The following is a 21,055-nucleotide window of genomic DNA, read 5'->3' as shown; positions in this document are numbered from 1 at the left end:
TCGGCGGGGTTTTTTTATGGGCAGCATAGGTGAGGAGACAGCGTGGTGAGCAAGCGGCGTGTTGCATGGTCAGCCATATTATCCACAGGGGTTTTCGTGGCTGCCTGCCTGTGGGTAAGCGCTGCCCAGGCGCAAACGGTGTACCGCATCGTCGATGCCCAGGGCAACGTCACGTTTACCGATAACCCCGAGCGCGGAGGCGAAGTGCTGCGGCTGGCGCCCTTGCCCAGCTTGCCTGCCGCCACCCGCCCAGCCGCGCCTTCGGCGGCACGGCCTTTGGGGCGTCCGGGCCAGCCGTTCATGCCTTATGACCGGTTCGTCATCGTTGCCCCCGCGCCAGGGGCGTCGCTGCGCGGTGGCATGACGCCCGTGGAGGTCAGCGTTTCCCCTGCGCTGCGCGAGGACCACCAGATCCAGCTGCTCGTCAACGGCGAGCTTAGCCAATCTCCTCTGCACAGCGATGCTTTTTGGCTGGCAGGCCTGCCCCCAGGGCAGCATCGTTTGCAGGCAGAGCTGCTGGACAGTCAGGGGCGTATTCAACATCGCACCGATCAGGTGACGATTTTTATCGCCGATTAATGCAATGCACTATAATGGTGCATCAGGCTGGCTAAATCTCCCTGCCCGTGCGCTATAAATGCCCGAGCGGCACCGGCAGGCTGCCCCCAAGCCGTGCATGGCGTCGTTTTGGGTAACTTGGCGCGCTTTTTGCACTTCCTCAGCTAAATCTCTAACGCAACGGTTAGCGACGCTTCAGGACACGCCATGTATCAGCGCTTATTGGAACACCTCACCACGGCGGTACTGCTGCTGGACGGCGAACTTCGGGTTCGCTGGATGAATCCGGCCGCCGAGGCGCTGTTGGCGGTGAGCTTCAGCCGCGTACAAGGCATCAGTCTGGATACCTTGCTGGGCGGCGATGAGAGTATCGATGACGTGCTGGCCAAGGCACGCGATGCGTTTCACCCTTACACCCAACGCGAAGCGCGTATTACGCCGCTCAACAGTGAACCCTTGACGGTGGATTACACCGTGACGCCGCTGTCTGCCGAAGAGCTGCTGCTGGAGGTGGAGCCCCGCGACCGGCTGATGCAGATTTCCCGAGAAGAAGCGCTGACCACCCGCCAGGAAACCATCAAGGTACTGGCCCGCGGGCTGGCCCATGAGGTGAAAAACCCCTTGGGCGGTATCCGCGGTGCGGCGCAGCTGCTGGAGCGCGACCTGGACGACCCGGCCTTGCGGGAGTTTACCCACATCATCGTCGAGGAAGTGGATCGTCTACGCGATCTGGTGGACTCCATGCTGGGCCCCAATCGCATCATCAAGCATGAGCCGGTGAACATTCACAAAGTGCTGGAACGCGTGCGTGCGCTATTGCTGGCCGAGCACCCGCAGGTCACCGTTCATCGCGATTACGACCCCAGCTTGCCCGACCTCTCTGGCGACGAGTCGCAGATGATTCAGGCGGTCTTGAACGTGGCCCGCAACGCGGTACAGGCCATGAGCGAAGCCGACACGCCGTCCCCCACGCTGACCCTGCGCACCCGTGCCCGCCGCCAGTTCACTCTGGGGGCCGAGCGTCATCGGCTGGTCAGTGAGGTGGGTGTCATCGATAACGGCCCCGGCATTCCCGATGCGCTTCGCGAAACGCTCTTCTACCCCATGGTGTCAGGTCGCGCGGAAGGCAGCGGCCTGGGACTGTCGATTGCTCAGTCAATTTTGCACCAACATCAAGGATTGATCGAATGCGATTCCCGACCCGGACACACCGAATTTCGTTTACTGATTCCATTGGTTATTAATTTACCGGAGATGCGTCATGACTGAGGCGACACGTACCGATGTTGCACGGGTGGTTATCGTCGATGATGACCGCGCTATCCGCTGGGTGCTGGAGCGCGCGCTGGCGCAACCCGACCTGGATGTAGAGTGTATCGAGCGGGCGGATACGGCGCTGGCTCGGCTGCTGGAAAACCCGCCGGACGTGCTGGTCACCGATATTCGCATGCCGGGAATCGACGGCCTCGACCTGATGTCCCGCGTGCGTGCCGCCCATCCCGACCTGCCCGTCATTGTCATGACCGCCCACTCGGATCTGGATAGCGCGGTGGCTTCTTACCAAGGGGGGGCTTTCGAGTACCTGCCCAAGCCCTTTGATGTCGACGAAGCGCTGGCGCTGGTGCGGCGCGCGGTGGCCCATGCCCGCGAGCGGCAGCGGCCGGTCAGCGTGCCGGAAGGGCTGAGCGCCGAGATCATCGGCGAAGCGCCTGCCATGCAGGAGGTGTTTCGCGCCATCGGGCGCTTGTCGCACTCTCATATCACGGTCTTGATCAATGGGGAGTCGGGCACCGGTAAAGAGCGGGTGGCCCAGGCGCTGCATCAGCACAGCCCGCGCTCCGGCAAGCCGTTCATTGCCCTCAATATGGCGGCGATTCCCCGTGATCTGATCGAATCGGAACTGTTTGGCCATGAGAAAGGCGCGTTTACCGGCGCCGCCCAGCAGCGCCAGGGGCGTTTCGAGCAGGCCAACGGCGGTACGCTGTTTCTGGATGAAATCGGCGACATGCCCGCCGAGACGCAAACGCGCCTGCTGCGGGTGTTGGCCGATGGCGAGTTTTACCGGGTCGGCGGCCATACGCCGGTCAAGGTGGATGTGCGGATCATTGCTGCCACCCACCAGAATCTGGAATCCCTGGTGGATGAAGGGCGTTTTCGTGAGGATCTGTTCCACCGCCTGAACGTGATTCGGGTGCACCTGCCGCGCCTGGCCGAGCGCCGTGAAGACATCCCCCGCTTGACCCGCCATTTCCTGGCGGAGGCGGCCAAGGAGCTATCCACCGATATCAAGGTGCTGACCACCGAGGCAGAGGCCCACCTGACTCGGTTGCCGTGGCCGGGTAACGTTCGCCAGCTGGAAAATATCTGCCGTTGGCTCACCGTGATGGCGTCTGGCAGGGAGATCCTGATCGAGGACCTGCCACCTGAGCTGCGCTCGGTCAGCGCGCCGGAAGGGGGCGCTTACGGTGATTGGCGTTCGGCCTTCCGGGATTGGGCTGACCACGCCCTGGCCGAAGGGCATACGCACCTGCTGGAAGAAGCGGTGCCGGACTTCGAGCGCATCCTGATCGAAACCGCCCTGAAGCACACCGGGGGGCGCAAGGGGGAAGCGGCCGAGCTGCTGGGCTGGGGGCGCAATACCTTGACGCGCAAGCTCAAGACGCTGCTGCCCGCGCTTGCCGACGAGTAGGCTGTTGATCGCCGTAGGCTCGGCGATCCCGGCTCGGAACCACTAAAAAGCCCGCTGACACGGTCAGCGGGCTTTTTCATGCCATCCTGTTCACGGCATGCGGGGCAGCTTAGTCGTCTGCGCCCGGTACGCCGCCCAGCTCTTCGATCAGCGCCTTGTAGCTTTCGGTCTGCTCGGTGAGGGTCTGGGTGACGTCTTCTTCCGACAGGTACACCACCGGCATCAGAATGCGCTCTTCGGTGATCTCGATGAAGCGCTCATCCTGGGTAGCGGCTTCCAGTGCTTCTGCCAGGCGCTCTACGTGGGCATCCGGAGTGTTGTTGGGCACCATGACCACGCGAATTTCAGCCGGGTTGATGTCATAACCGGCTTCCTGCAGGCTGGGCGCATCCGGGAAGGCTACCAGACGGTCTTCTGCCAGGCTCAGCAGTACTGGCATTTCACCCGTTTCTGCGTAGCCGGAGTGGGTGCCACCGCTGTAGGCGAAGTCGACGTCGCCAGAAAGAATCAGCGGTGCCATGCCAGCGCCGCCCGCTGTGGGCACGATGCGCAGGTCAAGACCTTCCTGCTGGGCAATGTACTCGATGATCATGCGGTCCAGGGCGGTCTGCGTGGCATAGCTGGTGCCGGGGTTTTCGCGGGCATACTCCACCAGCGACTCCCAGCTGTCACCAAAGGGGCGGTTCTCGCCGGTCACGATGGCCGACTGGCCCAGCGTCACGCCCGCCACGTAGCGGAAGTCGTCCAGCTGGTAGGCGGTTTCCGTAGCCAACGGGCCGTAGGTGATGGTCATGGAGGTGCCAAAGGCAAAGGTGTAGCCTTCGTCGTTATTGTTGGCCAGGCGAGTCAAGGCCACGCCACCGCCAGCACCCGGCTGGTTGACCACGTTCACCGGCTGGCCCAGCTCTTCTTCCAGTACGTTGGCCAGTACACGCGCTTGAATATCGGTGCTGCCGCCTGCGCCAAAGCCGACGACCATGGTCAGCGGCTTGCTGGGGAAGTCATTGGCCTGGGCGGTGCCAGCGGCCAGGGTCAGCGCTGCCGAAACGATGGCGGTGGTCAGAAGATGCTTTTTCATGGTGGTTTCCTCGATGGTTTTTTCTTGGTAGTGAAGGTTGCTCGGTTTAGCCGTGTTGCCGACGCTGCCGGTACTGGCGATAGCTGCTCCACAGCAGGTGCAGTACCAGCAGGCCAGTGGCGACCACAAACGTCAGTGCAATGGGGCGCTGCATGAGAATGCCGATGTCGCCCCCGGAAAGAATGACCGACTGGCGCAGGTTCATCTCCAGCATGGGTGTGACGATGAAAGCGACCAGAAAGGTCACGAAGGAGTAGTCATGCTTCTTCAGGAAATAGCCGAAGATCGCGAAGCCAAACACGGTCAGCAGGCCAAACGTGCCGTAGCCCTGCACTTGAATGCCAGCCAGGCAGAGAAAGATCACCACGGGGATGACGATGTTCTGCGGCACATCCGTGACGCGGGCAAAGATACGCAGCCCGTACCAGCCTACGGCCAGCATGATCAGGCTAGCGACCACCATGCCGGCAAAGATGGTGAACAGCATCTGGGGATGGTCGCGCAGCATCAGCGGGCCGACCTGAATACCGTGGATCATGAAAGCACCCACCAGCAGCGCTGCCGACACGCTGCCGGGAATACCCAGCCCGAACAGCGGAATGTAGCTGGCGGGAATGACGGCGTTGTCGGCGGCCTCGGCGGCGGCAATGCCATTGGGGTTGCCCTTGCCGAAGCTATCCGGGTCTTTGGCGCCGCGTTTGGCGAGCCCGTACGCCATGAACGAGCCTACCGATGGCCCCAGGCCCGGCAGCGCGCCCACGAAAGCCCCGACGCCGGTGCTTTTAAAGATGGTCGGCAAGGTGCTTTTAAACTCTTTAAAGGAGAGGTCGTCTTCGGGGTTATGGCCAAGCTTGACGGAGCTGGCGCCTTTATTACGCCGATAAGCTTCCAGTTGTACGAACATTTCGGAGAGGGCCAGAGTTCCGATGACCAAAGGGAGAATGGGCACGCCTTCCATCAGCTCCGCGTAGCCAAACGTAAAGCGCATGGCGCCGGTTTCCGGGTCTAACCCGACGGTTCCTAAAATAACGCCCATGCCTCCGGCGGCCATGCCCTTTAAAAAAGAGCCTCCGGCCATCCCGGCAATGAAGACCAGTGCAAAAATGAGAATGGCAGCCAGTTCATAAGGGCCAAACTTGAGAGCAATCGAGGCAAAGGGAATGACCACGACGATCAGCAGCAGTGTCGAAAGCAGGTCGCCGACCACCGATGCCAAGAGCCCTACCTTGAGCGCCTTGCGCGGCTGGCCATTGCTGGCCATGGGGTAGCCATCCAGGCAGGTGGCTGCAGAAGAGGGCTCGCCTGGGGTGTTGAGCAAAATGGCAGAGACGGCGCTGCCCGCCGCCGTGCCCTTTGAAAGGCCAATCAAAAAGGCGATGGCGGCATAGGCCGACATGTAGAAAGTGAGCGGTATGGCAATGGCAATGGCGACCGAACGGTTCAAGCCAGGAATGACGCCCACGATATAGCCCAGTAAAACGCCCCCTAGAATGACACTGATGGAGTGCAGTGTTAAGGCATCGCCAAAGGCACTGGTAATGGCACTGAGTTCTGGCATGTTAAACAATTCCTATGCGCATGAGTTGCACGGTCAGTAAATAAAGCGCAGCCGTAGGAATCGCGGCGGAAAGTGCAATGACATACCAGCGCCGTTCACCCAATAGTGCAACGAGAAAGCCGATGATAAAAGGCGCAAGCCACGTTAAAGGAATAAAGTTGGCCAATATGATAAAAAGTAATACATATAAGAAAGGCCAAACTTGATGCCACAAGTCAATAAGTGATAAACGGTTGAAGAGAGGGGCGTGTTGTTGCTTCAAACGAATAAGACTGATGACCATGAGCGTGGCGGCACACAGCAGCATGACCCAGGCGCCCAGCGTCGCCAAACGCTGTGGATGCATGCCAAACGCCATGCCCGAGCCACCGTAGCGTGGAATCAACCAGACCAGCAGCCAGCAGGCAACCAGGGTCACTCCGAGTCCAGACCACACGTTTCTTCGCTGTAATTGAGAGTCAGGTGTCATGGGGTGGTATCGGCAGATGAAGAGGCGTTCTACCGTATGAGCGGCCGTCATTGTAATCAATTGGTAATACAGGTCTGATTAAACGGGACAGTCAACGCTTTTATGAGTAAGGAATGGAATGGTAAGCGGGGAGAGCAAGCGGAGAGAATAAGCGTGCAGCATGATATCGAAGCGCTGCGTGATCGTGAATCGAGATATAAAGGGTCATGGCAGCGGCAACAAGTTTAAATGCTATTAGTTAGCTAATAAACGTTATGAGTTTGATGTGTGTTGAGTCACGGGCCGTTAGCTGCCGGTGATGATGTGGTCAACGGGGTGGGCACAATGAAGATCGCATCGCTCAAGGTGGGGTCGGGAAGCGCGCACTCCTCCAGCTCCCAGGGCAAGAGACTGAACGTATCTTGAATGCCCAGTCCTTCCAATTGGTGCGCTACGCCATGGCCATGCACGACATGCCCAAGGCCCATCAGGCCCACGGCCAGGGTGCTCTCTTGGGTAGCGTCTGCCAGCCCCTGCGCCATGGCAATGTCCCAACTGAGCTGCGCTCGAATGAAGCGTTCCAGCATGTCGGGGTTGTCTTGCCCCATGGCATGCTGGTCGAAGACCTCCTCCAGGTAAGTCTGGTAGGCGTCATTGGCAGGTCGCGGGGCGGGTATACCGTAACGCTGCTCTGGTGGAATGTGGCCGATCTCTTCGCTGGTCAGCCGCTGGCGTAAGGCAGGAGTAATGTTGAGCGCCTTCAGTGGAATGCGGTTCAAGCGTGCAAAGTGAAGGATGGGCCAGTAAAGCTCAGGATCGAACCCCCAGGCTTCCTGCCAGTCGCTCTGCTCCAGAAACTCCTCTTCGGATAGCTCTCCCGCCACCCAGCGCTCCAGTACCGGCTGCGCTTCTCTGGGCAGCATCTCCAGGCCAATCGCCATGTCGCTCTCATGGGCGTACAGGCCTGCCAGGGTGTGCAATTGCCAGCGGTGGTGTTCCATGGCGTCGTGCCGTTCCCCGAGCAGCACGACTGACCGCTGCGCTGCCAAACCGAGTATCTCATTGGGCGTCGCGGGCTGATCCGATTGCCACCAGCGACCCTGAAGCTGGCACGCTTCTGTTGCCTGTGCCTGTGCCTGTGCCTGTGCCTGTGCCTGTGCCGCCATGCCCAAGGCCAGCATCAGGCAGCTCACACCCTTTGGCAAACGACCCACGGGTTAGTGGCCTTCTGCCTTCAAACGGTTGATCTCCTCCAAAAGCGCTTCGGCTTCGGCGGTCAGGGTGGCATTGGCACGCATGTCGCCGTTGCGCGACGCCTGCATGGCCTCGGTGAGCTTGCGTTCGTAGGCCTGTTGAAGTTTCTTCTTGGGGTCGCGCTTGAAGAGTCCGAACATGAGCTGCCTCCTATCGTGTGTATATTATTTGTATAGGTTTTGAGGGCTCATGTCGAGGTTTTGACAAGCAAAGCATTTAACAAGCAGAACAATAGGAGAGGACGCATCACGCTGCACACGTGGCCAGAAACCGCGTGAAATCCGCCAAGATGACATCCAGGCTTTGGTGCAGCCGATGGTCGTCATCCACCATGCGCAGCGAGAGCCGCTGGCGCTGGGCGTGCTCGATGACCGGGCCTGGCAGCACCACGTCGTCCTGCCAGCCATGGATCACATGGGTGTGTCGGGCCTGAATGAAAGGGGAGGTTTCCGGGTAGCGGGGCATGCCGAGCGCGGGAGCCAACAGGAAGCAGCCCAGCATGGGCGTCTCGGCACTCAGTGCCGCACTGATCCAGCCGCCCAGGCTAGACCCTGCCAGAATGCATCGAGATGGGTCGTCGCCTCGGGCATTCAGCGTCTCACGCAGGTGGCTCAAGCGGGCCGCCGGCTCGCTCATGCCGCGATAATCCATGACCACGGGCTCGCAGTCATCCACGTGTTCCGCGACGCCTTTCAGCGCCTGTATCTTCAGGGCGCCTGGGCCGCTCTCCAAGCCGTGGGAAAGAAAGACCGTCATCATCATGGGGTTATTCCGCCGAGCGCTGAATGGCGGCGCCACCCCGCTCGATATCTTGACCCATGCCACGAACCGTATTACATCCGCTGATGACCAGCAGGGTCGACATCAAGAGTATGCCAAGCAGCATGGAGCGTTTCATGAGCGTGTCCTCAGTGGGGCCCATCCCCGAGAGTGGGGCATTCGATGTATAACATAAGCGTTAACGAGAGGGCTCGCCACTGGTCGTGCTGACTGTGTGACACAAACGGCGTTGGCAGGCTAAAAATGCGCTATACGCATTTGTCTCATGTGCCAGTTTTATACAGGTTTCGAGTCGTGGGTGGGCTGGATTGGCATAGCAGGGTGGTTTGTTTATTTTCATATGTATTTGTTTTTTATTTATTTTTCTATTTTTTAAAAGTTTTGGCCTGGCTGATGCATTATCATGGTCAGTAGCATGAACTGCCTCGGGTTCACAGGGAGTGACCCCTTTCTTTATCGACAGTGTGGGCAGGCTAACAGGCAGTCAAGGAGGGCAGGACGCCCAGAAAGCACCAGGGACGTGTAGGGACATCGAGCCTGCTCACTCTTGCCAGCACTTGGATGTGCTGGCCATCAAGGCCAAGGATCGGCAGCGATGCAAAACAGCCATCTCGCATTTGTGGGATGGTTTTTTTGTGTTATTTTTTTTGTCTCAAGTAACTGATTTTAGATACTTTTACAAATCCATCCCTTCATCTGTACAGTAATGGTACAGATGGGCGCAGTGTTTTGGTCTATCCTGTCGTGTAGACCAAATTTCAGCGGTGAGAAGACGTCAACGCAACGGCCGCACACTGACAGGGACACGCGTTATGGCGATGGTATTGATGTTATGCATGTTCGTGCTCTTCTTGGGGTTTTCGGGGGTAGGCCTGTATATGGCGTTCAAGACGTCATTTTCAGGGGGCCTGGAAGAGCGTGACGACATGCCACCTGATATGTAAGTCCTCCCTTGCAAGACATCCGTCCCAATGCAAAACGCCCGCTATTGCGGGCGTTTTGCTATCCGACGTTTACTTGCCTTGCCATCGTCCCTTGCCACGGTCGGGCACCATCCTGCCAAAGTAGAGCAACCCGAATGCCAGCCAGCCGACGGTCAGTATGGCAGTCAATCCCAGCACGGCGGGTGCGCCAAACTGGGCAATCAGCGGTAACGCGGCGGCGGTGAACAGGCCGCCCCCCACCACGGGTTCGAACATCAGCTGTTTGTAGCCAAAACTCTCCAGTGCGCCGGACTTGTTCTTGGGGTCTGCCATGCGCATCAGCAACAGTCCGGTGACGGTCACCCCCATGGATTGGCCGAAGTCACCAATACCGCGTTCGAACCAGTTCTCGGGGATCACGCGAGGGGCGATCACGATCAGCACGAACAAGCCCCAGGCAATCCCGGCCAGTGCCAGCAGCAGGAACGGGATGAAGTAATCACCCAGCGTGGTCAGCGAAAGCGTCGCGAGGGCGGCCACGATGGTGAAATCCAGCGCGGTGCCCGCAATACGTGACATGGTGCGGGTGGATACGTGCCGTTCCAGCCCAAAGCGCATGACACATAGCTGTACGATCACCCCGCCAATCATGGCAATGGGAAACAGCGGCACGTGGGCGAGTATTTCCAGCCCGCCGTCGCGTGCCCAGGTCATCTGCTCTACCCACTGCAGGCCTGTCAGCAGCAGCCAGCCAATCACGATGGCGATGCCCACCAGCCCGATATGCAGGCTCAATGGGTCGGTGGTGCCTGCTTCTTGTGCCAGATCCTTCTTGAATTCGCTGAACTCTTCTGTAGAGGGGCGTTCGTCTTCACGCAGGCTTTCATCCGGCTGGTCTTCTTCACGGGTGGGTTTGACCACGCCTCTGCGTGCCGCGATGTTGATCATCACCGTGCCGATCAACACCCCCGAAACGATGCCGACGGTGGCCAGGCCCAGCGCCAGGTCGGCGCCTTCCTCAAAGCCGAGGTCGGCGAAGGTGTCGGCCATGCCTGCGGCGGTGCCGTGCCCGCCTTCGAAACCGATTTCAATCAGTGCCCCCACCATGGGGTTCATGTTGAACATGGGAACCAGTACCAGCAATGCAAGGCTGAGACCTACCACATACTGGCCCCACGCCATGGTCTGGCCCACCACGACCTGCGGCCCTGCACGTAACCAGATGGTGCGAATCCCAGGGATGGCCTTGCCGATGAACAGAGCAGCAAAGACGACGTTGATCAGCAGCCCAGGCAGCGCCGACCAGCTCTCCTGGACGTAAGCGGGGAACAGCCCGGGGCTTTCTTCGAACAGTGTGGGCATGAAGCGCCCGATGACATCGGGGCCAAGCAGCAGCAGGAGCAGCCCGCCAATCACCGAACTGGGAAGAAACAGGCGGCGCAGCCAGGGTAGCCAAAGGCGCAGCGCATTGCTGACCAGCAGCACCAGCGCAATGAGCACCAGCGCGATAAACAGTTCACCTACGGTCATGGTCATCTCATCGCTCCTTGATGATCCGAAAAGGGTAATGAGATAAACGTAGTGCCAATCAAATGAAAGCGCTATGGCGTTCAGGCGTCGAACAGCGCCTAGCCCATCCAGTAAAGGCTCAGTAACGCAAACCCGTAGCCCATGGCAGCACCGGCCAACACGTCACTGGCATAGTGCAGGCCCAGGCCTACTCTTGAAATCGCGATGATCAAGGCAAGCGGTAACACGATCGGTAGCAGCCAGGGCGTGTGGCTGGCCACCAGGACGCTGAACATCACGGCATGCATGGTATGACCACTGGGAAAACTGTAGCGGTCTCGAGCGGGTTCGCCGCAGTGGACGCCCCCTAGGTAGGTGATGAAAGGGCGTTCGCGGCACAGCCGAGTTTTCACCAGCTTGTAGACCAGAATCGCCAGCAGCGCGATCAGTGAGTATTGCCACATGCGCCATAGGCCGTCCGTTTGCAGCCACGGCTGAGCTGCAATCAGCAGCACCCAGACGGGCCAATCACCCAGTTTGCTGGCCGTCTGGAGCGTCAGACGCCAGGGGCGGTAGAGCGAGAGATGCGTCACGCGCTGGCAAAAGCGCCACTCCAACAGGTCAAGACGATCGAATACGACAAGCGGGCGAGCTCGCATGGCGGGCCTCCTGGGCATGGTGCAGGTAACGTAGAAATTGCTCGGCAATGCCCGTCCAGCTCTGTTCCAGTGCGCGCAGGCGGGCGACTCTTCCTAGTCGTGCGTAATCGGCAGGGTGCTGGCACAGCGTGACCGCTGCATGTTGAAAGCCCAGCGCATCGTCGGTCGCCACGGTGATGCCGTTATGACCACTGTGAATCAGTTCTGCACTGGCTGCGTGACGAAACGCCACGACTGCCAGGCCGCTGGCCATGGCTTCGGTCACTACGTTGCCCCAGGTTTCGGACAGCGAGGGAAACACGAACATGTCGGCGCTGGCGTAGTGGCGTGCCAGCGAATGCTTGTCCACAAATCCGGTGAAGTGGGCTTCTGGCAAGGCTTTTTGCAGCTGGCTGCGGGCCGGGCCGTCGCCCACGATGACCTGCGCCATATCGGGGCGAGCGCTGCGCATGGCTTGCAGCGTTTCCTGCAGGAGCGAAAGGTTCTTCTCGGGTGCCAGGCGCCCCACGTACAGGGCCACCGGTTGATGCTCGCTGACCCCCCACTGCTGGCGCAGCGCGAGGTCGCGGTGGGCAGGGGAGAAGCGCTCGCCGTCGATGCCTCGGGAAAGCACCTGCACGTCTTTGATGCCATCCTGGCGCAGCGCCACGGCTTGCTGCTGGGTAGGCACCAGGGTGAGGGCGCAGCCATTGTGGAAATAGCGCAAATAGCGTCGTGTCGCTTTGGCCAGCCAGGCAACACCATAATCTTGGCAGTAGTGGTCGAAGTTGGTATGCCAACCGGCCACCAGCGGCAGTTCCAGGCGCTGGGCTGCCTGGCGGGCCGCCCAGCCCAAGGGGCCCTGGGTTGCCAGATAGACGACGTCCGGGCGGTATTGCTGCCAAAAGCGCTGAAGCTTCCCAGGGCGGGCAAAGCCTACCTGAACGTCGGTATAGTTAGGCAGTGCAAACCGCTTGACCTGAAGTTCCTGGGTGGCGCACGCAGCGCTCCCAGGTTGACGCGGCGCCGGGCGTATCACGTCCACTGTGATGCCCAGCAACAGCAGTTCACGACACAGCCGGTTCAGCGTGTGCGCGACGCCGTTGATTTCCGGTGACCATGTTTCGCTGACGATACAGAGTCGCATGAGCGATTCATCCCTTTATCACGTTTAGCGCCATGTTGATGCCCAACAGTGACACCGAGGCGACAGCCAGGTGAACAAGCGATGACACGCAATGTGCCCTGTCTTGTGCCGCAGGAAGCAAGTATCGTTACATATACCAGGAAAGTGACTTGACCCTGACGAAAGGAACCCAGTCCATGACCTCACGACACTTTGTTACTCCATGCGCCATTGCGGGTGCACTCATGATCTCGTCATCGGCCGTGATGGCCGACGAGACCTTTACCCTGACGATCTATCACACCAACGACCTGCATGGCCGCACGGATGCCTACCCGGCCCTGGTGGCCACCTTGAACGAGGCCCGGGAGACCTATGGCGAGGGGTTGCTGCTGGATGCGGGGGATATCTTCTCCGGGACGCTCTACTTCAACGAATTTCAGGGCCAAGACGCGCTGACCTTCATGAACCTGATGGGCTACGACGCGTTCGTGCCGGGGAATCATGAGTTCGACCTGGGTGATCCTGAGACCGGTCATCAGGCGTTGGCGGCGTTCTTTGCAGGGGCTGACTTCCCCATTTTAGGCGCCAACCTGGACTTTTCGGCGTCTCCCGAGTTTGCCGAGCGCCTCGGGGAGAGCATCACGGCCGACCCCCAGGCGGGGTATCTCTATGACGGCATGATCCTCGAACATCAGGGGGAGCGTATCGGGATCTTCGGGTTGAGCACCCAGGATAGCGACGCCATCTCCAGCCCGGGCCAGGTCACCATTGGTGAGTATCGTCAGGCGGCCGAAGCGATGGTCGAGGCGCTCGAAGCGCAGGGAGTCAACAAGATCATCGCGCTCACGCATCTGGGCTACGACAGCGACCCCCGCGTCGGTAACGACCTGCTGCTGGCAGAGCAGGTCGAGGGGATCGACGTCATCATCGGGGGGCATAGCCATACGCGGGTCGCCCCGCCTGCGCTGCTGACCGAGCACTGGCCAGCGCCCACCGTGGTAGGGCAGGCGGGTGAGTATGGCCAGCACCTGGGGGTCATGCAGGTGACCTTCGATGCCGAGGGCGTGGTTCAGGAGGTCAGCGGTGAGCTGCTGGCCACCGACGAGCGCACGCCGGATGCGGCTGCGCTGGAGCTTTTAGCACCGTATACCGAGGCCATCGAAGCACTGCGTGACGAACAGGTAGGTGCGAAGGCGATTCTGGCACTGCCCAACCCTCGTCATGGCCAGGGTGATGCGCTGAGCGTACGCGCCAACGAAACGGCGCTGGGCAACCTGATTGCCGACGGTCAGCTCCATGCAGCGCGCAAGGTGGTACCGGACACCCTCATGGCGCTACAGAACAGCGGCGGTATTCGTGAAGCGCTGCCCCAAGGGGATATCACCGTGGGTGACCTGATCGCCGTGCAGCCGTTCGGTAACCGTTTGACGCTGCTGGAAGTCACTGGTGCCGAGCTGCTGGAAACCTTCGAAATTGCGCTGACCAATGCGCCGGACGAAAGCGGTGGCTTCCTGCAGGTGTCCGAAGGCACGCGGCTCACCTACGACAGCCGTCAGCCCGCAGGCGAGCGTCTCATCAGCCTGGAGGTGAACCGCGAAGGTGCCATGCAGGCGATCGATCCGGACAAGACCTATACCGTGGCCACCAACAACTTCACGGCGGCTGGTGGCGATGGCCACACGGCGCTGGGGGCGGCCCACGACGATGGCCGCCATACCATCGTGGGCCATACCGACTGGGAGATGTTGCGTGATCATGTGGTGTCTCGTGGCGAGGTGTTCTATCAGCCCGAGGGTCGCATTGTGGATATTACCCAGGACGAATAGTCACTTCATCGCCCTGGGCAAGCGGCAGGCTCAGCCGGTGCGCTGCCCGGTGGTGGCATTGAACGGGTGCAGGGCTCCGGCGGTGACGTACAGGTTGAGCGTCTCGCCCTCCTGAACGGGGGGCTGGCCTGCGGTTTTCAGCACCGTAGGCTGTTGGCGGTCGGCCAGATGCACGTACAGGTGGCTTTCGGCCCCGGCTGCTTCGTACAGCATCAGCGTGGCTCGTAGCGCGATATGCGGCTCGGCAGGCGGTGTCAGCAGCATGTCATCCGGGCGAATACCCAGAGTGTCCGTGCCTTCCGGCAGCTGGCTCAGTATCCCTTGATGGTCCTGAGGGGCCAGATACGCCAACGGCAGGATGTTCATGGCAGGGGAGCCGATGAACTGCGCCACGAACAGCGTGGCAGGGCGCGTGTAGATCTCCATGGGCGTGCCTACCTGCTCGATATTGCCGGCGTTCAGCACCACCAGGCGGTCGCCCAGGGTCATCGCTTCGAGCTGGTCGTGGGTGACGTACAGGCTGGTGGTCTTCAGGCGACGCTGCAGCTGCTTGATCTCGACGCGCATCTGCACCCGCAGCTTGGCATCCAGGTTGGAGAGCGGCTCGTCGAACAGGAAGGCCGAGGGCTCGCGTACCAGCGCGCGTCCCATGGCCACGCGCTGGCGCTGGCCGCCAGAGAGCTTGCGCGGTTTGCGCTCCAGGTACTCCTCGATTTCCAGCATTTTGGCGGCGGCGCGCACGCGCTGGTCGATGTCATGCTTCTTGAAACCGCGGTTCTTCAGGCCGTAGGCCAGGTTGTTGTAGACCGTCATGTGAGGGTAGAGCGCATAGTTCTGGAACACCATGGCGATGTCCCGTTCGGCTGGCTCCAGCCGATTGACCACCCGCTCGCCGATCTTCAACGTGCCTTCGGTAATGGTTTCCAGCCCGGCCACCATGCGCAGCAGGGTCGATTTACCGCAGCCGGAAGGCCCCACCAGAACCACGAATTCACCATCTTCGATGTGCAGGTCGATGCCTTTGACGGCTGCCACGTTACCGGCGTAGGTTTTCTTCAGCCCTTCCAGGGTAATGCTGGCCATGGTTACTTCTCCGTCTCGGTCAGGCCTTTCACGAACAGGCGTTGCATAAACAGGATCACCAGCACCGGCGGCAGGGCCGCCATCACGACGGCCGCCATGATCAAGTGCCATTGGGGATTTTCATCGGAGGTCATGCGCTGAATGCCCATCACGATGGTGTAGTAATCCGGGTTGGTGGTGATCAGCAGCGGCCACAGGTACTGGTTCCAGCCGTAGATGAACATGATCACGAACAGCGCCGCGATATTGGTGATCGAGAGCGGCATCAGAATGTCCTTGAAGAACTTCAGCGGCCCCGCGCCGTCCACCCTGGCGGCTTCCAGCATCTCTTCAGGGATGGTCATGAAGAACTGGCGAAACAGAAAGGTAGCGGTGGCCGAAGCAATCAGCGGAATCGACAGCCCGGCAAAACTGTTGAGCATCTTCAGGTCGGCCACTACCTGGAAGGTGGGGATGATGCGCACCTCCACCGGCAGCATCAAGGTGATGAAGATCAGCCAGAAGAACAGCATCCGAAAGCGGAAACGGAAATAGACGATGGCAAACGCGGATAGCAGCGAGATGGACAGTTTGCCCAGCGTAATGGCCATGGCCATCACGAAGCTGTTCCACAGCATGGTGCCTGCCGGTGGCGCGCCCGCGTTGGAAACGCCGGACTGCCACATGCGCGTGTAGTTTTCCAGGCCGTGGCTGCCGGGCAGCATAGGCAGCGTGCCGCGCAGCAAGTCGCCGGGTGCCTGGGTCGAGGCCACCAGCGCCACGTACACCGGAAATACCACCACGGCAACGCCCAGGATCAGCGTCAGATGGGCCAGGAGGTTGGCCCAGGGGCGGTTTTCAACCATAACGAAACTCCTCACAATCCGCCTGGATCAGTAGTTGACCCGGCGCTCGATGAAGCGGAACTGAACGATGGTCAGGGCGATCACGATGGCCATCAGAATGACCGACTGCGCCGCCGAAGAGCCCAGGTTCAAGCCTACGAAGCCATCGGCATACACCTTGTACACCAGGGTGTTGGTGGCCTGTGCGGGGCCGCCCTGGGTCGTGGCGTGGATAATGCCGAAGGTATCGAACATCGCGTACACCACGTTGACCACCATCAGGAAAAACGTGGTGGGGGAAAGGAGTGGAAAGACGATGGTCCAGAAGCGCTTCATGGGGCTGGCCCCGTCGATGGCGGCGGCTTCGATCAACGACTGCGGGATGGACTGCAAGCCCGCTAGAAAAAACAGAAAGTTGTAGGAAATCTGCTTCCAGGCGGCGGCAAAGATCACCAGCAGCATGGCGTCGCTGCCCGACGTGCGGTGGTTCCAGCGGTAGCCCACCATGTCGAGCATGTAAGGCACGATGCCGATGGAAGGATTGAAAATGAACCACCACAGCACCCCGGCAATGGCGGGCGCAATGGCATAAGGCCATACCAGCAGGGTGGTGTAGGCGCTGCGCGAACGGATCATGCGATTCACCGTGCAGGCCAGCAGCAGCGCCACCGACATGGAGAGCAGCGTGGTGCCGATGGCAAAGGTGGCCGTGACCGAAAGCGCATTGAGGTAGTTGCCATCACTGAACAGGCGAGTGAAGTTCTCCAGGCCGACGAAGGTCGTGCGCAGGCCGAAGGCATCTTCGCGCAGCAGCGATTGATACAGCGCCTTGCCCGCCGGCCAGATGAAAAAGATCAGCGTAATGACGATTTGCGGGGCCAGCAGCGCATAAGGCAGAAAGCGCCCCGGAAAGGTCATGCGTTTGGTTTGCATAAGCAGGTTTCCGCGAGAACGGGTAGCACGTAAGGCGAGGGGTACGCGGGTCGAGGAGTACCGATGCCGAGCGATACTTGAAACGACTTCGCCGCCTGGCGTTAGTCAGGCGGCGACGCGAGTGCTTACTTACTGATTGGCGGACTGGAAGTCACGCAGCAGGCGGTTACCCCGCTCAACGGCTGCATCGGCAGCGGCCTGACCAGATTTGTTGCCGGTCATGACGGCTTCCATCTCTTCGGAAATGATGTCGCGAATCTGCACGAAGTTGCCGAAGCGCAGGCCCTTGGAGTTTTCGGTGGGCTCGTTCAGCGTCATCTGCTTGAGCGAGATATCCGCGCCTGGGTTCTCGTCGTAATAGCCCTGCTCGGTGCTCAAATCCCATGCCGCCTGAGTGATCGGCAGGTAGCCGGTTTGCTGGTGCCACTTGGCCTGCACTTCGGGCTCTGAAAGGTACTCGAAGAAGGCAGCAACGGCCTCGTACTCTTCATCGCTATGGCCTTGCAGTGCCCACAGCGTGGCACCCCCGATAATCGAGTTCTGCGGCGCGTCGTCGACATCGGCATAGTAGGGCTGCATGCCGAAGCCTACTTCGAAGTCGGCGTTGGCTGCCACATCTGCCCGTGAGGCCGAAGAGCCGAAGAAGATCGCGCACTCCTGGGAGTAGAACATGGGTTCGGCATCAGGGCCTGAGCCGGGGCCGCCCCATTTGTAGGCACCCGCGTCCTGCCAGGCTTTCAGGTTGTCCCAGTGGCGGGCCACCAGGTCGTTATTGAAGTTCAGCTCGGTGTCCAGGCCACCAAAGCCGTTCTCCAGAGTGCCCAGCGGCGAGTTGTGCATGGCGGAGAAGTTCTCCAGCATCACCCAACTTGGCCATGAAGAGGTGAAGCCACAGCGTGCGGCACCCGACTCGGTGATTTGGGTGGCCTGTTCGGCCAGTTCTTCCCAGGTCTGTGGCGGCTGTTCCGGGTCCAGGCCAGCGGCTTCGAACACATCCCGGTTGTAGTACATGATGGGCGTCGAGGAGTTGAACGGGAACGACAGCATGTTGCCGTTGGTGTCCGTGTAGTAGCCCACCACGGCGGGCAGGAAGGCATCCGGGTCGAAGGCACGGCCGTGGGCTTCCATCAGCTCGTAGACTGGGTAGATCGCACCGTCGGCATTCATCATGGTGCCGGTACCGACTTCGAATACTTGCAGGATGTGGGGCTGTTCGCCTGCACGGAAGGCCGCGATCGCGCCAGTCATCGTTTCGGTGTAGTTGCCCCGATAGCTGGGGGTGACGCGGTAATCGTCCTGGGAAGCATTGAAGTCTTCGGTCATCTCTTCCAGCAGGTTACCGAGCTGACCTCCCATGGCGTGCCACCACTGAATGTTGGTCGTGGCCTGGGCCGACAGGCTGAAAGTGGCCGTCGCCACACCGAGGGCAAGAGCATGCAACGTGAAACGAGACATAACGACTCCTTGTAGGTCATGCGCAGTACGTTTGTTGAATTTTTTGGGTGCACTGCACAGTAGAAAGTGTAGATGACGCTTTCATGAACGCACGGTGAAGTTGTCGTGACGGTCAGCATTTCCAAATGCCCATGGCGGTGCTAGGGTGGCCAAAAGCCTGCACAGCGAGAGCACTATGAGCGATGTCACCACGCTACTGACCAGATTGGTCGCCTTCGATACCACCTCCAGCGCGTCCAATCTGGCCCTGATCGAATTTGTCGAAGCGTACCTGACCAAGGCTGGCGTCGCTTCCGAGCGGGTGATGAGCCCCTGTGGTACCAAAGCCAACCTGATTGCGCGCATCGGCCCTGATGCGCCCGGCGGGGTGATGCTTTCCGGGCATACGGATGTGGTGCCCGTCGTAGGGCAGCCGTGGAGCAGCGACCCGTTCACCCTGCGTGATGGGGGCGATGGTCGGTTGTATGGGCGAGGTACCTGCGACATGAAAGGCTTCATCGCCTGCGCGCTGGCCATGGTGCCCGAGTGGGTCAAGGCGCCTTTGCAGCAGCCGGTCTACCTGGGCTTTTCCTATGACGAAGAGATCGGCTGTGTCGGGGCGCCGAGCCTGATCAAGCGCTTTTATGAGCACTACTCCACCACGGCACGGGTCATCGTCGGCGAGCCGACCAGCATGCAGCCAGTGGTTGCCCAGAAAGGCGCTACCAACCTGCGCACTACCGTAGTGGGGCGCGAGGCCCACAGCAGCCAGGTGAACCAGGGCACCTCGGCGATTCATGTGGCGGCCAGGCTGGTCACTTTCATCGAGGACACCATGGCCACGCTGGTCGCAGAAGGACGCGTGGACGAGGCGTTCAACGTGCCGCATACCAGCCTGCACGTTGGCAAGATCAAGGGGGGCACGGCCATCAACATCATGGCGCGGGAGTGCCAGTTCGAGTGGGAGATACGCCACCTGCCCACGGAAACCTTCGAAGAGGTGTATGCCCGCTTCAGCGACTACTGCGCCACGCTGAGTGAGGCCCTGGCGGCTCAGGGGAAAACCGTCGACATCACCACAGAGCCCTTGAACGTGACGGTGCCCGGGTTGGCAAACCGTGACAACCAGCAGGTGCTGCAACTGGCAGAAGCGCACCTTCCGGCAGGCTGTTGCCAGCATGCCGTGGCCTACGCCACCGAGGCTGGCCAGTTTCAGGGGCAGGGGCTGCAGACGATCATTCTGGGGCCGGGCAGCATTGCCCAGGCGCACCAGCCGGATGAGTATATCGAGATCTCACAGCTCGAGGCATGCCAGCAGTTCATGCAGCGCTTGGGTGGCTCCCTGCAATCGGCCTATCAAGCCGATGACCATGCCTGAAGTCGAGCGCTTACGCCCATAAAAAAACATCCGCCCGGTGACGCGGCGGATGTTTTCATGATGCTTTAAAGCGATCAATGCTGAGGGTAATGCTCTTCATAAAGCTCGGCTTTCGCATGGCGCATGACATCTTCGCAGGCCTGCTGGCGAGCCAGTTGGGTCAACAGCTTCTGGGTGACTTCAAAGCCTTTGCCCAGGCAGTGGTCGACTTCGTCTCGGCTAACCGTGGGCGACACGTCATAGTCGATTTTCACCGTACGCCCTTTGCCTTCCAGGCGGTCTGCCACGGCTCTAAGCCGCCACGCGATTCGCTCTTTCCAGTTTGCTGATTCTTCCGCGCCTTCGTTTACGCTAAACGTGCACTGCCATTCCGGTCTGTAAACCTTCATAGGAGAACCTCCACTGCGTTTGGAAAGAATGATCGATCGTGTTGTCGTACTCCGTCTGTCTGAAGATCTTGCTCTGCTACTATACCTGACTCGGGCCCTATTACCGAAACAAAACGTCTACAGCCTTTATTCATTGCACAAGCCAGAGTCACCGTTATGACCCACCCCATGCCGGAAAGTTGCCCCTGTGGCAGCACGTTGCCACTGGTAGCCTGCTGCCAGCCGTTTCATCAGGGCCAGGCCGTTCCAGAAACCCCGGAAGCCCTGATGCGTTCACGATACACCGCCTTTGCGTTGAATGAGCGTGACTATTTGCTGGCCACTTGGCACATCACCACGCGCCCAGCCACACTGCCACCCGACCCCACGACGCAGTGGCAATCGCTGGTCATCGTGTCGGCACCGCAGCCTTCCCGCGATGAAGGGCACGTGCACTTCAAGGCAACGTTCAGGGAATCAGGCCGTTGGCATGTGCTGGAAGAAGCCTCGCGGTTCGTATGGGAAGAGCAGCGGTGGTGGTACGTCGATGGAAAGCCCACCGTGATACGCCTGAAGCCGGGCCGTAACGATGCCTGCCCTTGTGGAAGCGGACGCAAATTCAAGGTATGTTGCCAGCTATAAGAC

21 protein-coding genes are annotated in these 21,055 nt (G+C 60.1%); 6 read left to right on the top strand and 15 right to left on the bottom strand.

Going from position 1 to position 21,055, the window contains the following annotated elements:
* Positions 1 to 96 precede the first annotated feature (96 nt).
* The 3 genes from FEU76_RS16405 (at position 97) to ntrC (ending at position 3,247) form a co-directional block, all read left to right on the top strand.
* Positions 97 to 579, top strand: a complete 483-nt coding sequence (locus FEU76_RS16405) for a DUF4124 domain-containing protein (protein WP_096921621.1) — start codon at positions 97 to 99, stop codon at positions 577 to 579.
* Positions 580 to 765: 186 nt separating this feature from the next.
* Positions 766 to 1,827, top strand: coding sequence for a nitrogen regulation protein NR(II) (gene glnL / locus FEU76_RS16400; RefSeq protein ID WP_039183267.1), 1,062 nt, complete (start codon positions 766 to 768; stop codon positions 1,825 to 1,827).
* The gene (ntrC, locus tag FEU76_RS16395) at positions 1,820 to 3,247 is read left to right on the top strand and encodes a nitrogen regulation protein NR(I) (protein WP_016915831.1); all 1,428 of its coding nucleotides are present in this window, start codon (positions 1,820 to 1,822) and stop codon (positions 3,245 to 3,247) included. Before glnL ends, ntrC begins: the two co-directional genes overlap by 8 nt.
* A gap of 109 nt (positions 3,248 to 3,356) precedes the next feature.
* On the opposite strand, the gene FEU76_RS16390 is transcribed toward ntrC, so the two are convergent.
* The 10 genes from FEU76_RS16390 to FEU76_RS16345 form a co-directional block, all read right to left on the bottom strand.
* The gene (locus FEU76_RS16390) at positions 3,357 to 4,325 is read right to left on the bottom strand and encodes a tripartite tricarboxylate transporter substrate binding protein (protein WP_039183263.1); all 969 of its coding nucleotides are present in this window, start codon (positions 4,323 to 4,325) and stop codon (positions 3,357 to 3,359) included.
* 46 nt (positions 4,326 to 4,371) lie between these two features.
* Complete coding sequence (locus FEU76_RS16385; protein ID WP_039183260.1) at positions 4,372 to 5,883, bottom strand: tripartite tricarboxylate transporter permease; 1,512 nt, start codon at positions 5,881 to 5,883, stop codon at positions 4,372 to 4,374.
* Between the two features lies 1 nt (position 5,884).
* Complete coding sequence (locus FEU76_RS16380) at positions 5,885 to 6,301, bottom strand: hypothetical protein (protein WP_229800761.1); 417 nt, start codon at positions 6,299 to 6,301, stop codon at positions 5,885 to 5,887.
* Positions 6,302 to 6,627: 326 nt separating this feature from the next.
* Positions 6,628 to 7,545 (bottom strand): ChaN family lipoprotein, encoded by a 918-nt coding sequence (locus FEU76_RS16375; RefSeq protein WP_260851414.1) that lies wholly within the window; start codon positions 7,543 to 7,545, stop codon positions 6,628 to 6,630.
* A 3-nt stretch (positions 7,546 to 7,548) separates the two neighbouring features.
* Positions 7,549 to 7,725, bottom strand: a complete 177-nt coding sequence (locus FEU76_RS16370) for a DUF6435 family protein (protein WP_144984375.1) — start codon at positions 7,723 to 7,725, stop codon at positions 7,549 to 7,551.
* 106 nt (positions 7,726 to 7,831) lie between these two features.
* Positions 7,832 to 8,344: a YqiA/YcfP family alpha/beta fold hydrolase gene (locus tag FEU76_RS16365; protein ID WP_096923352.1), complete on the bottom strand. Its 513-nt coding sequence runs from the start codon at positions 8,342 to 8,344 to the stop codon at positions 7,832 to 7,834.
* A gap of 7 nt (positions 8,345 to 8,351) precedes the next feature.
* Positions 8,352 to 8,483 carry an entericidin A/B family lipoprotein gene (locus FEU76_RS16360; RefSeq protein ID WP_016915839.1) on the bottom strand — a complete coding sequence of 44 codons (132 nt, stop codon included), beginning with the start codon at positions 8,481 to 8,483 and terminating at the stop codon, positions 8,352 to 8,354.
* Between the two features lie 895 nt (positions 8,484 to 9,378).
* Positions 9,379 to 10,824, bottom strand: coding sequence for a sodium/glutamate symporter (locus FEU76_RS16355; protein WP_144984372.1), 1,446 nt, complete (start codon positions 10,822 to 10,824; stop codon positions 9,379 to 9,381).
* Between the two features lie 92 nt (positions 10,825 to 10,916).
* Positions 10,917 to 11,456 (bottom strand): phosphatase PAP2 family protein, encoded by a 540-nt coding sequence (locus FEU76_RS16350; RefSeq protein WP_096921618.1) that lies wholly within the window; start codon positions 11,454 to 11,456, stop codon positions 10,917 to 10,919.
* Positions 11,419 to 12,582 carry a glycosyltransferase family 4 protein gene (locus tag FEU76_RS16345; protein ID WP_096921617.1) on the bottom strand — a complete coding sequence of 388 codons (1,164 nt, stop codon included), beginning with the start codon at positions 12,580 to 12,582 and terminating at the stop codon, positions 11,419 to 11,421. The genes FEU76_RS16350 and FEU76_RS16345 overlap by 38 nt, the downstream gene beginning before the upstream one ends.
* A 224-nt stretch (positions 12,583 to 12,806) precedes the next feature.
* Here FEU76_RS16345 and FEU76_RS16340 point away from each other — a divergent pair, with 224 nt between their 5' ends.
* Entirely contained in the window at positions 12,807 to 14,390 is a 1,584-nt protein-coding gene (locus tag FEU76_RS16340; RefSeq protein ID WP_144984369.1) for a bifunctional metallophosphatase/5'-nucleotidase, read from the top strand.
* A 30-nt stretch (positions 14,391 to 14,420) separates the two neighbouring features.
* Here FEU76_RS16340 and FEU76_RS16335 read toward each other — a convergent pair whose 3' ends face one another.
* From FEU76_RS16335 to ugpB, 4 genes are all read right to left on the bottom strand, one after another.
* On the bottom strand, positions 14,421 to 15,473 hold the full coding sequence (locus tag FEU76_RS16335; protein WP_039183240.1) for a sn-glycerol-3-phosphate import ATP-binding protein UgpC: 1,053 nt from the start codon (positions 15,471 to 15,473) through the stop codon (positions 14,421 to 14,423).
* 2 nt (positions 15,474 to 15,475) lie between these two features.
* Positions 15,476 to 16,318 (bottom strand): sn-glycerol-3-phosphate ABC transporter permease UgpE, encoded by an 843-nt coding sequence (ugpE, locus tag FEU76_RS16330; protein ID WP_039183237.1) that lies wholly within the window; start codon positions 16,316 to 16,318, stop codon positions 15,476 to 15,478.
* 27 nt (positions 16,319 to 16,345) lie between these two features.
* Complete coding sequence (ugpA, locus tag FEU76_RS16325) at positions 16,346 to 17,230, bottom strand: sn-glycerol-3-phosphate ABC transporter permease UgpA (RefSeq protein WP_039183234.1); 885 nt, start codon at positions 17,228 to 17,230, stop codon at positions 16,346 to 16,348.
* A gap of 129 nt (positions 17,231 to 17,359) precedes the next feature.
* Positions 17,360 to 18,685 (bottom strand): sn-glycerol-3-phosphate ABC transporter substrate-binding protein UgpB, encoded by a 1,326-nt coding sequence (ugpB, locus tag FEU76_RS16320; protein ID WP_144984366.1) that lies wholly within the window; start codon positions 18,683 to 18,685, stop codon positions 17,360 to 17,362.
* A 175-nt stretch (positions 18,686 to 18,860) separates the two neighbouring features.
* Here ugpB and argE point away from each other — a divergent pair, with 175 nt between their 5' ends.
* On the top strand, positions 18,861 to 20,042 hold the full coding sequence (gene argE / locus FEU76_RS16315; protein WP_144984362.1) for an acetylornithine deacetylase: 1,182 nt from the start codon (positions 18,861 to 18,863) through the stop codon (positions 20,040 to 20,042).
* 74 nt (positions 20,043 to 20,116) lie between these two features.
* On the opposite strand, the gene FEU76_RS16310 is transcribed toward argE, so the two are convergent.
* Positions 20,117 to 20,431: a hypothetical protein gene (locus tag FEU76_RS16310; protein WP_039183225.1), complete on the bottom strand. Its 315-nt coding sequence runs from the start codon at positions 20,429 to 20,431 to the stop codon at positions 20,117 to 20,119.
* A 156-nt stretch (positions 20,432 to 20,587) separates the two neighbouring features.
* Here FEU76_RS16310 and FEU76_RS16305 point away from each other — a divergent pair, with 156 nt between their 5' ends.
* Positions 20,588 to 21,052, top strand: a complete 465-nt coding sequence (locus FEU76_RS16305) for a YchJ family protein (RefSeq protein ID WP_096921613.1) — start codon at positions 20,588 to 20,590, stop codon at positions 21,050 to 21,052.
* Positions 21,053 to 21,055: the final 3 nt, after the last annotated feature.

The organism is Halomonas sp. C22 (genome assembly GCF_007655045.1).
Taxonomy (GTDB): Bacteria; Pseudomonadota; Gammaproteobacteria; order Pseudomonadales; family Halomonadaceae; genus Vreelandella; species Vreelandella hamiltonii.
This window is presented reverse-complemented; position numbering and strand designations above follow the sequence as displayed.